This is a genomic window from Mycoplasma sp. 4463 (genome assembly GCF_048381515.1).
Lineage (GTDB): Bacteria > Bacillota_I > Bacilli_A > Mycoplasmatales > Metamycoplasmataceae > Mycoplasmopsis.
In genome coordinates this window covers 1-12,337 of the sequence record NZ_JBLWID010000025.1, presented here as the reverse complement: position 1 = coordinate 12,337, position 12,337 = coordinate 1, and the positions used below count along the sequence as shown (strand labels likewise).

Sequence of the window (12,337 nt, the reverse complement as noted above, 5' to 3'; positions counted from 1 at the left end):
AATTGTAAAAACAACTTTGTATTTTGATTTTTAAAGTAAAATATTAAGCAAGGACAGAGGTACTTGCTTTTATTTTTTAATTGCAGGTTGAGAAATACTCTTATTAGCTGAACTGGGTAATGCCAGCGTAGCGAGTCTTTCTTTTTCGATGTCCTTTCATTCAAAAGAAAGGATTTTTTATTTCTATGAAAATAAAATCAAAAAGCTTACTATTTGGTGCAAGTTTACTTGCGCTAACATCATTACCAGCTGTTGCTGGTCAATGTTCTTCTGCAAGAGAAGATGAAAAAGTGACTACTTATACACTTTCTCTAATCAAACCTTATGGTATTAAAAATGCAGACACTTACAAAACTGAGCTAAATAATTTATTTAATTCAGAAATTCAAAAGATTGATAAATCAATCAAACTTAACATTAAGTTAGTTGAAGATGATTCATATAATGTTGCAAAAGATGAATTATTAAAAGGTGAAACTGATTTAGCTTTCATTAATTCAGGAACATTATTAAGTAAAAAAGATGAATTCATTTCAGAAAACTTATCAGTTGCACTTCAAACATTAACAAAACAATTTAAAGGTGACATTAAAGATGCAACTTATTCAAATGATTCAGGTGCATCTTTAATGAAGATTGCAGATGCTGAAAGCATATACTTCAAACAAAAAGAGTGAGGGAATGGTTGAAATCAACCTGAGGGAGAATGAGCTGAAAGCTACTACCCTAGATTTTATTCAAATGAATTAGTACCATACCAAAGAGGATTAATTGCAATCGTTGCAACTCGTACTATGGCTGATGAAATTATTAAAGCTTGAAAAACTAAAGATTTAGAAAAATTTGTTTCATATGGAATAGGTATTGGTAAAAGCTCATCAGGAAGCAAATACCTATTACCAGAAGCATTATTTGCTAAAAACTTTAATACAGAAACAAACAAACCATTTATTTCACTTGATCAATTAAGAGTTACATACTCAGATAAAATAAAACAAGCTAAATTAACTGAAGCTTCAATACAAGCTAATGCTAATATTCACATTTTCTTTGATAATGAAGGTTCTTACTCATATACAAGATATAAAGATAGTAAAGAGTTTTCATACAAGGTTAATCCAGAAGTTAGACCGGGTGAAGGGGATCAACAACAAGATATTTACTTCTTGACTGTGACAGACCCATTACCATACAATGTAGGAGTTTACAGTTCAAGAGTTTCTGACAAAGCTAAAAAAGCTATTAACTCAGTGTTTAAATCATTATCAGAACAAAATAAAGATATCTGAGGACCTAAAAATGGTTTCTATGGATACAAGTCAATTGATAATGAACAAACAGAATATTGAAATAAATTAAGTGAGATTTAAGAATGATAAAGTTTAAAGATGTAGTAATTAAATATAAAGATAATGGAAATTTTGATCTAAAAGATCTTAATTTTACTATTCCAAAAGGCCAATTAGTTGGTTTGATCGGAAAATCAGGAGCAGGAAAATCAACAATCCTTAAATCCTTTTATGACCTTGAAACTATAGCAAAGGGTTCAGTCATTGTAGATGATTTAGATATTAAAAATTTAACGAAAAACCAAAAAAGAAAATATAAAAAACAAATCGAATATGTTGATCCTGATGGTTTAAATTTAGTTAATTACTCAACTTTTGATAATCTAAAATTTAATTACAAGCACTACAAAAACTTTATTTATAAGTTCTTTAAATTTATTGATAAGGAAACAAGAGATAAAATTTGAAATCTAGCTGAAAGATTACAAATTTCTAACTTGCTCCTTGCACCAATAAATAAGTTATCTAGTGGTCAAAAACAAAGAGCTCAATTATTAATCAGTTTAATTAATGAACCACAAATTTTACTTGGAGACGAGCTCACAAGTAATTTAGATAACCAAAATTCACATAATGTTATGAAACTTTTAAAAGAGTTTTCTAAAGATAGATATACGATTATCGCGATTCATGATTTGAATTTAGCAATCCAATACTGTGATAAGTTAATATCGCTTAAACATGGAAAAGTGGATAAAGTATTTATTAAAGATGAATTTGATAAAAAACAAATAGAAAGTTATTTTGATGAACCAAACCAAGTTAACAAAATATCAAAATAAGTCCCTTTTCAAAAAGTGAATATTAATATCAGTCGCACTTATTTTATTAATAGTCTCAATGTATTATTTAGGTTTCTTTTCTCCGGTTTCGAATCCAGGTTGAAAAAGAGCTGCTAAAAATTTTACAGATATGTTTTCATTTGAGTCCTATAACAAAAACTTAACTGAAAACTTATGAGAATTAAACTTTAAATACTTTATCCAGACAGTCAAAACAATAACTTGTGGTAGCATTTTAGGTTTTCTAGCAGCTTTATTTACAGGTTTTTTTGCTTCAACGAATATTCATAAACACAAATCAATACCTTTAATTATTAAAATAATTCTATTATTGCTAAGAGCTTTTCCTGTAATTGTGTTTTTATTGATATTTAAAATTTCCTTTGACCCTTATTTAGCTGCATTTACTATTTATTTCTGATTTACTTGATTATGATTGCACAAGTACATTAATGATTTAATAGAAGCAGCTGATACTAAAAAATATTGAAATGATATTGCAAAAGGATCTTCAAAATTAAAGTCATTCTATACAAATATTGTATTAGTACTCAAAAATAAGTTTTGAGTCAACTTCTTCTTATCTTATGAATCAAACATAAGATGAGTTTCAGTTTTAGGTATTGTTGGAATAAATGGATTAGGGTTCTTTTTTGGTGATTTAAGTAAATACCAAAAAAATATAGGTATAACATTATTCTTTATATTCTTGTTTATATTAATCAACGAAGGATTATTGTTCTTCTTTAATAAAGTTTTATTTGTTAAACCTAACATTACAATTAATTCAAAAGCAGACTTAAATAAATTCAAATATAACTGAAGAAAGTATGTTTTCTGATTTATTTTGGCTATTTACTTTGGGATATTTATTTGAAGTTTAACAAGCTTATTCAATAGTAAGGTAGACGTAAAAACATTCTCACTATTCTTTAAATCGCTATTTATTTGAGACTTCAGTGATGTTGTGAAAACTGACATTTATAAAGATTATTTATACATTTTTATGTGTGCTTATGTGGCTGTTGCTCTTGCGTTTATTTTCGCAATAGCTTACTCATTTATATTGTCAGAAAACTTATTTAATTCATATCTTGTGTGATTTAACAAAACGATTTTGATAATTATCAAAATCATACCTGCAGTAATTTGATTTTATATGTTTAATCCACTGATGAAAAGTCAAGTTGCAATAACTTCAGCAATCTTAATTTCGTCATTTAGACATATGTGCAAGCAGTTTGCTGAATCAATTAACTCAATTGATAGAAGAAAAATTTCAAATATGCAAGCTCAGGGTAATTCGAAATGATTTATTTACAGAAACTTTATAATTCCACAAATTAAAAATCAAATAATTTCAACTAACTTATTTGAATATGAAAAATCATTTAGAAATGCAATTATTTATGGAGCATTTGCGAATATCAGTATTTATAAAACTATTAATAAATATCAAGAGACTCAAGAGTATTCAAAAATTGTTCCATTAATATTGCCTGCTTATGTGTTTTTAATTATGTTGGAACTTGCGTATTTAATCTTCAAAAACAAAGATAAACTCAAGTTTTATATCAATAATTCAAAGTTATGAAATTCATTCAAAAAGCAGAAAAATTTTATTCCAAAATCGCAAGATTTACTATTCTTTAAAAAAGATTTTTAACAAAATTTTTTGAGGAAATTTTACAAAATAAATTTTTAAGCCTAGCACATAGGTTTAAAAATACTAAAAAATATCTTATGATTTCACTTAAAATGCTTTAAAATACACCTTTAAAAATTACATTTTTAATGTAAAATTTATATACCTTTTATATAAATTGTACATAGAGGTGTATTTTTTTATTCTTATTGAAGGTTTATCTGCAAGAAAGGAATGACAAATATGGAACAACACAATTACAAATTACGTAAATTTGGTCCAAAAACTTGAAGAAGAGATTACTCAGTCACAAAGACTACTCTTCCACTTTTTGATATTCTTGAAACAAGTAAAGAAAGTTTCGAACTTTTTATGAACAAAAAGATTCAAGAATGTCTTTTAGAAATTTACCCTATTGAAGCTGCTAACAGAGAAGTTAAGCTTGAATACAAAAAGGGTTCTGTTAGATTAGAATTACCTTTCAAAAAAATCACTAGCGAAAGTGAAGAAATCAAAAAAGCTAAAGCGAAGGGAATGAACTTTAGTGCAAAAGTTTTCGTTACTTTAAAAAGTGAAGTTAAAAACTCAGGTGAAATTAAAGAAGATGAAGTTTTACTTGGGGAAATTCCATACATGACAAGTGGTGGAAGTTTTATTATCAATGGTTCTGAAAAAGTTATCGTTAGTCAGTTAATTCGTTCACCAGGAGCATACTTCGGATTAGGTGTGCGTAACAAACAATCTGATGACCTTTTCAACAAATTAGAAATCTTACCTAGAATTGGTTCTTGACTTGAAGTTTCTCACAAAGTTACATCATCAACATTAGATGCAGTTAAGATTAAAATTGACAAAAACAAAAATGTTAACTTAGCTACATTCTTGGGAGCATTTGGTTTTTCACCAAAAACAATTAGAGATTTATTTGGTGAAAACAATGAATTACTTGACGAAACACTTAAGAAAGACAAACTTATCTTAAACTCAGAATTCACATCTGAAGAATTACTTGACGCGTGTCAAGAAGAACTTTTCAGAGGTTTAAGAAAAGGTGACCGTATTTCTGAAGAAGCTAAACGTTCATTATTGCCAGGAATGCTTTTTGATAAGAAACGTTACAACTTATCTGTAACAGGTCGTCATATGTTAAATGAAAAACTTTCTTTAGTTGACAGAATTACAAACACATACTTAGCTAAAGACATTTACCTTAAGGGTGCAGATGAACCTGCATTTACAAGAGGAACATTCATCGACATTAGAAAAGCTAAAGAAATTCAAAACTTATTTAACGAAGGAAAAATTTCATACGAAAGAATTCCTGGAATTGATCCAGAAATTGTTTACCACCACGTTATTAAGAATAGCAAGGTGTTATCAAAGAGAACACACATTGTTAAAGTTTGAGTTTACCCAACTAGAAAATGAATGGAAGAAAAACCAGAACAACCTGTTTTAGTAATCGGTAACGATCCAAAATCAGTTGAACCACACTTATTAATTTCAGATATAGTTGCTGCAATTAACTACTACTTCAACTTAACAGATGGAATTGGTAAAGACGATGATCCGGATTCATTAACAAACAAACGTATCGTTTCAGTTGGTGAATTATTAGAAGGTCAATTATCAGTTGCTTTAACAAAACTTGAAAAAGCAACTCGTGAGCGTATGGGAGCTAAGGAAGCTGACAAGGTTACACCTAAAAACGTTACAAACAACAAACTTGTAACAAACCAAATGAAGCAATTCTTTAACTCATCAAAACTTTCACAATTTATGGATCAAATTAACCCATTATCAGAAGTTTCAAACAAACGTCGTGTTACATCACTTGGGCCTGGAGGTCTTAACCGTGATACAGCTCAATTCGAAGTTCGTGACGTTCACGCAACTCACTACGGAAGAATTTGTGCTATTGAAACACCTGAAGGACCAAACATCGGTCTTATCTTAAACTATGCAACATATGCAAAAGTTAATGATTTAGGGTTCTTAAAAACTCCATACTACAAAGTTAACAATGGGGTTGTAGATTACAACGACATTAGATACTTAACAGCTGCTGAAGAAATTGGATACTCATTTGCTCAATCATCAGTTCACGTTGATGACAACAACAACATTACAGACGACTTATTAACAATTAGACGTGATTACAGCTATATCATTGGTAAACCACATGAAATTGATTTCATCGAGGTTTCTTCAAAACAAATTGTTTCTATAGCTGCTGCTGCTATCCCGTTCTTAGAAAACGATGATGCCAACCGTGCACTTATGGGATCAAACATGCAACGTCAAGCAGTTCCATTAATCCAAGCAGAAGCTCCATATGTTGGAACAGGTATTGAGGCAGATATTGCTAAATACTCATCATACAACTTAAGAGCTAAAGGAGATGGGGTTGTTGATTTTGTTGATGGATCAAAAATCCACGTAAAACACTTTAAAGAAGTAAAAGATCCTAAAACAGGAGAAATTACAACAAAAGAAAGCTTTGATAAATATACTCTTAGAAACTTCGAAAGAAGTAACCAAGGTACATTAATTCAACAAAAACCAATTGTTGAAGTTGGACAAGAAATTAAAGCTGGTGACCTATTAGTTGATGGTTCTTCATTCAAAGATGGAGAAATGGCTCTTGGTAAAAACGTTCTTGTTGGATTTACAACTTGAAACGGATACAACTTTGAGGATGCTGTTATCATCAACGAAAGATTAGTTAAAGATGATGTTTATACATCAATTCACATTGAAGAACAAACAATTCAATTCAGATCATCACGTGCTGGTGACGATATCTTAACAAATGACATTCCAAACGTTTCTAAATACTCATTAAGAAACTTAGATGAAAACGGTATTGTTAAAGTTGGATCAGAAGTTTTAGCTGGTGACGTTTTAGTTGGTAGATTATCACCTAAAGGAGAAGAAAACCCATCTCAAGAAGAAAAACTTTTAATGGCTATTCTTCAACAACGTCCACAAACATCAAAAGATACATCTCTTAAAGTTAAAAACGGTCACAATGGTACTGTAATTCACGTTGAAGTTCTTTCTAGAGAAAAAGGTGATGTTTTAGAAGAAGGAATTGACAAGATTGTTAAGGTTTCTATTGCTCAAAAACGTAAAATCAAAGTTGGGGATAAGATGGCTGGTCGTCACGGAAACAAAGGGGTTATCTCAATCGTGCTTCCTGAAGAAGATATGCCATACTTAGAAGATGGAACACCACTTGACATTATGCTTAACCCTCAAGGGGTTCCTTCACGTATGAACATTGGTCAAGTTCTTGAGCTTCACTTAGGAATGGCTGCTAGAAAATTAAATGTTAAATTCGTTACTCCATCATTCGATGGTATTAAGAAGTCAGACATTGAAGCTTGTCTAGAAGAAGCTGGATTAAACAAGAGTGGAAAACAAATTTTAATCGACCCTATTACAGGTAGAAAATTTGATAAACCTATCTCTGTTGGTGTTATGTATATGCTTAAACTTAACCATATGGTTGATGACAAGATGCACGCTCGTTCAGTTGGTCCATACTCACTTATTACACAACAACCTCTTGGAGGTAAATCTCAAAACGGGGGACAAAGATTCGGGGAAATGGAAACATGAGCTATCGAATCCTATGGAGCAACAAACGTTCTTCAAGAAATCCTTACATATAAATCAGATGACATTGCTGGACGTAATGCGTTATATAGTGCATTAGTATCAGGAAAACAATTACCTACACCAGGTATTCCAGAATCATTTAACGTTCTTTCATATGAACTTAAAGGTCTTGGAATGAAACTTGAAACAACTGAAGTAGAAAACTACGACAATGATTACGATGATAGTGAACAATATCACTATGTAGATTCACACGAAACAGGGGGAGATTGATATGAATAATTCAAATTTCGATGCTAAATCAGTAGAAGATAAAATCAATAAAATTACTCTCTCACTTGCAACAGATGAAGACATTTTAAAATGATCTCACGGTGAAGTTACAAAACCTGAAACAATTAACTATAAATCATATAAACCAGAAAAAGATGGTTTATTTGATGAACTTATTTTTGGACCTACAACAGACTACAAATGTCCTGTTTGTGGTACAAAATACAAAAAAAGTGATGAAAACTCAGTATGTACTAGAACACCTGCTTGTGAAAAATACAAACCAGTTATTTTACCTAAAATAACACGTAGAAGCAGAATGGGACACATCAAATTACACAACCCTGTTGTCCACTTCTGATTCTTCAAAATCGATCACTCAATTATTGCTAAATTACTTGGACTTAGAGTTGCTGACTCTTCAAAACAAGTAACAAAAGCAGACTTAGAAAAATTAATTTACTACAAATCACACATAGTTTTAGAAGATGGTGGTTTAGAGTCATTAAAGAAAAACACAATCATTGACATTAACGAAGCTGCAAACATTTATGAAGCTGCATTAATGGAAATGTTAAAAATGTATGATAAAGATACAGATGAATACGAAGACATCGCTACAGCTTTAGATGAACTGAGAACATATGCTGAATCTAAAATTGGTAAAGACTTCGGTATTGACTTCTATCAATACAACGAAATTATTCACGAATATTCAGATGCTAAAATTGACACAGGTTCAAAAGCAATTGAATATTTATTAACTCACATTAATTTAGAAGAAGAAGCTAAAAAAGTTCAAGCTGAAATTGATTTAATTAACCAAGAAGCTGATGAGAATGGAAATCTTTCTTCAACAAAAGAACAAGAAAGAGGAAAACTTTACAAACGTTTAACAATCATCAACTCATTTATTAAATCAGGTCAACATCCAAAAAATATGTTGATTTACAACTTACCAGTTATCCCAGCTGACTTACGTCCATTAGTTCAACTTGATGGTGGAAGACACTCAACAAGTGATGTTAACGAACTTTACCGTCGTATCATTATCAGAAACAACCGTTTAGCTAAATGAAACGAAGCTGATGCTCCTATGTTAATTAAACAAAACGAGTATCGTATGATTCAAGAAGCTGTTGATGCTTTAATTGATAACAATAGAAAGAAACCTACACCAGTTACATCAAAAGATGGACACCCTCTTAAATCTATCTCTGATGCTCTTGTTGGTAAGAAAGGTCGTTTCAGACAAAACCTTTTAGGAAAACGTGTTGACTATTCAGGTCGTTCAGTTATCGTTGTAGGACCAACTCTTAAAATGCACGAAGTTGGTATCCCAAGAGATATGGCTGCTAAATTATTCGAACCTTGAATTATCAAAGAATTATTAGAGAATGAAACTTCAATCACATCTGTTAAATCTGCTAAGAAAATGATTGACTCATTAAACCCAATCATTTGACCATATGTTGAAAAAGCTATTGATGGAAGACCAGTTCTTTTAAACCGTGCTCCTACATTGCACCGTTTATCAATTCAAGCATTCCAACCTGTTTTAATTAGAGGAAAAGCTATTAAATTGCACCCATTAGTAACTACAGCGTTCAACGCCGACTTCGATGGGGATCAAATGGCTGTTCACGTTCCTATTTCAGATCAAGCTGTTAGAGAGGCTCGTGAATTAATGTTAGCTTCTAAAAACATCCTTGGACCAAAAGATGGAGAACCTATCATTAACCCTTCACAGGATATGATTTTAGGTCTTTACTACTTAACTATTGAAAAAGCAGGACAACCTAATGAAGGTAAAATCTTTGCTAACTATGAAGAAATGATGTTAGCTTATGAAAATGGTATTGTTAACTTACATACAAGAGTTGTGTTACCAGTTTCTGAATTAGATAAAAATTCAGTTAAATTACATACATCAAATCCTTACATTTTCTCAACAGTAGGTAAATTCATCTTAAACAAAGTATTCCCATCAGACTTTGAATTTATCTTTGGTAAATCAATAGTAAGAAAAGAAACAGTTAATGCAGATGGGTCAATTTCAGTTTCTGAAAAAGAAAGATTAGATACATCAGAAAATGCATTAGACAAATACACAATGCCTTATGGAACAAACTTTGCTGAATATCTTAAAGATATCCCTGTCAACTTGGGATTAAACAAAAAAGACATTGCAAAAATTGTTCTTAATGTGTACAAAAAATATGTTGCCGTTGTAACAATGGAAGACATCGCAGGTGTTATTGATTCTACAGATGTAAACAACTTTGAAAGTCGTTTCAATGACTGTGCTGCATTAATTGATTGTGCAGGTGAACGTATTCCTACAATTCACGCAACAAACATTTCAAACTTCATTAAAGAAGAATTCGAAAGAATCAACTTCATCATTGGTACAGATGAAGAAACACACAAACTTAAGAGACAATGAAACATTAATGACTACACATTAGTGTTAGAAAGAGTTTGATTCAGATATACAAACTATGTTGCTTCTATTCTTGACAATATCAAAGAATTAGGGTTCAAATATTCAACAATATCAGGAACAACTATTTCAATGAATGATATTACAACATTAGATACAACAGCTCAAAAGATCAAAGAAGGAGAAGAATATACAGACCAATTAAAACAATTCTTCCTTGAAGGCTACTTAACAGATGATGAGCGTTACAGCTTAACAATTCAAAAATGATCACAAGTTAAAGAATCTATTGAAAAAGATCTTAAAGAAGTTACAAAATCAGATATTGATAACCCATTATTTATGATGTTCACTTCAGGAGCTCGTGGAAACTCATCTAACTTTACACAGTTAGCTGGTATGCGTGGACTTATGAGTAACAACACTAAAGTTCTTAAAGCCGATGCTGAAAACGACCGTGTTGTTCGTTCAACAATTGAAGTTCCTGTTAAATCATCATTCCTTAGTGGACTTAGTGCTTACGAATTCTATTCATCAACTCATGGGGCTCGTAAGGGACTTACAGATACAGCTCTTAACACAGCTAAATCAGGGTACTTAACACGTAGACTTGTTGATGTTGCTCAAAGTATTGTTGTTAAAGAAGTTGATTGTGGTTCAGACTTTGGATTTGTTGTAAAAGACATTAGAGATACAAAGACAAACACAGTTATTGAGTCATTACAAGAAAGAATCGAAGGAAGATTCACAAACAAACCAATTATTGATGCAAATGGTCACATTATTGTTGATGCAAACACATTAATTTCAGCAGAAATGGCTGACAAAATTGTTAACTTATACAACATTGACCAAGTTGAAATTCGTTCAGTATTATCTTGCCATACAAGAAATGGAGTTTGTGTTCACTGTTATGGAAAAGACCTTGCAACAAACCGTTTAGTTAACATTGGTGAAGCTGTTGGGGTTGTTGCTGCACAAAGTATCGGGGAACCTGGTACACAGCTTACAATGCGTACATTCCACACCGGAGGGGTTGCTGGGGTTGAAGATATTACAGGAGGATTTGGACGTCTTCTTGAACTTATCGATGCCTATGAAAAACCTTGAGGAAAACCTGCTGTTATCTCACCTGTAACTGGAACAGTTGTTTCAATTGCGCCAGCTAGAGATAAAAACGGAAAAGAAAATGACATTATGCTTGTTGAAATTGAAACAACAAGACCAAATGGACAAAAAGAAATCGTTACAACATCAGGTAGAGTTTCTCAAAAATTACGTGTTAAAGTTGGACAAACACTTAGACCAGGACAAAAAATCTTTGAAGGACCAATTATTATTAATGACCTTCTTGAAGTTGCTGACACACGTGCAGTTCAAAACTACTTATTAAAAGAAATTCAAAGACTTTACCGTTTACAAGGTATTACAATTTCAGATAAGTACATTGAAATCATTATTAGACAAATGCTTTCAAAAATTATGATTACAGACCCAGGAGATTCAAAATTCTTCACAGGAAGCTTAGTGGACACATTCATCTACCAAAAAGAAAATGGAAGATTAATTGCTCAAGGACTTAAACCAGCTTATGGTCAAGTTAAAATCCGTGGAGCAAAACAAACTCCTTTATTAAGTGACTCATTCTTATCAGCTGCATCGTACCAAGAAACAGCTAAGATTCTTGTTAACTCATCAATCGCAGAAAGAGTTGATAACTTAGATGGTCTTAAAGAAAACATTATTTTAGGTCACAAAATTCCTGCTGGAACAAACTCAAATTACCAACTTAAAGGTAAATATGACATTCGTGACCCACGTTCATACTTCACAAACAAAGTTATCTTAGATGATACACTTGAAGATGAAAATGGTAATGTATACATTTCAGAAGACTTTAACAAGTACACAACAGACTTATTAAAAGAATCTGAAAAAATGGGTGACTTAGATGAAGTTTTAAGTGACTTAGCACAAGAAAACGAAGAATTACAAAACTCATTTGAAGATTCATATGCATCTGATGATGATTATGAAGAAGACTTCGTAAACGAATAATTTCAAAATCAGAGATTCAGTTCTCTGATTTTTTTTATTTAACTTCTTAAAAACCAAAAGCATGGTCTGCAAGCTGTAAAAGTTTAAATCCCGAGTTTCCAAGTTTGAAGGTCTAAAAAACGAATATGCCTATAAATAAGACATATTCGTTTTTTATGTTTCA

At 31.3% G+C, this 12,337-nt stretch carries 4 protein-coding genes, 1 pseudogene and 1 riboswitch; all 5 genes and pseudogenes read left to right on the top strand.

Annotation, left to right across the window (positions count from 1 at the left end):
- Nucleotides 1-45: 45 nt before the first annotated feature.
- A riboswitch (TPP riboswitch) is annotated at nt 46-151 on the top strand.
- Nucleotides 152-185: 34 nt separating this feature from the next.
- A complete protein-coding gene (cypl, locus tag ACNF36_RS02490; protein ID WP_418303612.1) occupies nt 186-1,370 on the top strand; it encodes an ABC transporter thiamine pyrophosphate-binding lipoprotein p37/Cypl in 1,185 nt (394 codons plus the stop codon).
- Nucleotides 1,371-1,372: 2 nt separating this feature from the next.
- The gene (locus ACNF36_RS02485) at nt 1,373-2,131 is read left to right on the top strand and encodes an ATP-binding cassette domain-containing protein (protein ID WP_418303611.1); all 759 of its coding nucleotides are present in this window, start codon (nt 1,373-1,375) and stop codon (nt 2,129-2,131) included.
- Nucleotides 2,132-2,189: 58 nt separating this feature from the next.
- On the top strand, nt 2,190-3,797 hold the full coding sequence (locus ACNF36_RS02480) for a hypothetical protein (protein WP_418303610.1): 1,608 nt from the start codon (nt 2,190-2,192) through the stop codon (nt 3,795-3,797).
- A 222-nt stretch (nt 3,798-4,019) separates the two neighbouring features.
- Nucleotides 4,020-7,682, top strand: coding sequence for a DNA-directed RNA polymerase subunit beta (locus tag ACNF36_RS02475; protein ID WP_418303609.1), 3,663 nt, complete (start codon nt 4,020-4,022; stop codon nt 7,680-7,682).
- A pseudogene (rpoC, locus tag ACNF36_RS02470) lies at nt 7,675-11,629 on the top strand (DNA-directed RNA polymerase subunit beta'); the annotation flags it as partial. The gene ACNF36_RS02475 and the pseudogene rpoC, both read left to right, overlap by 8 nt.
- Between the last annotated feature and the right edge of the window lie 708 nt (nt 11,630-12,337).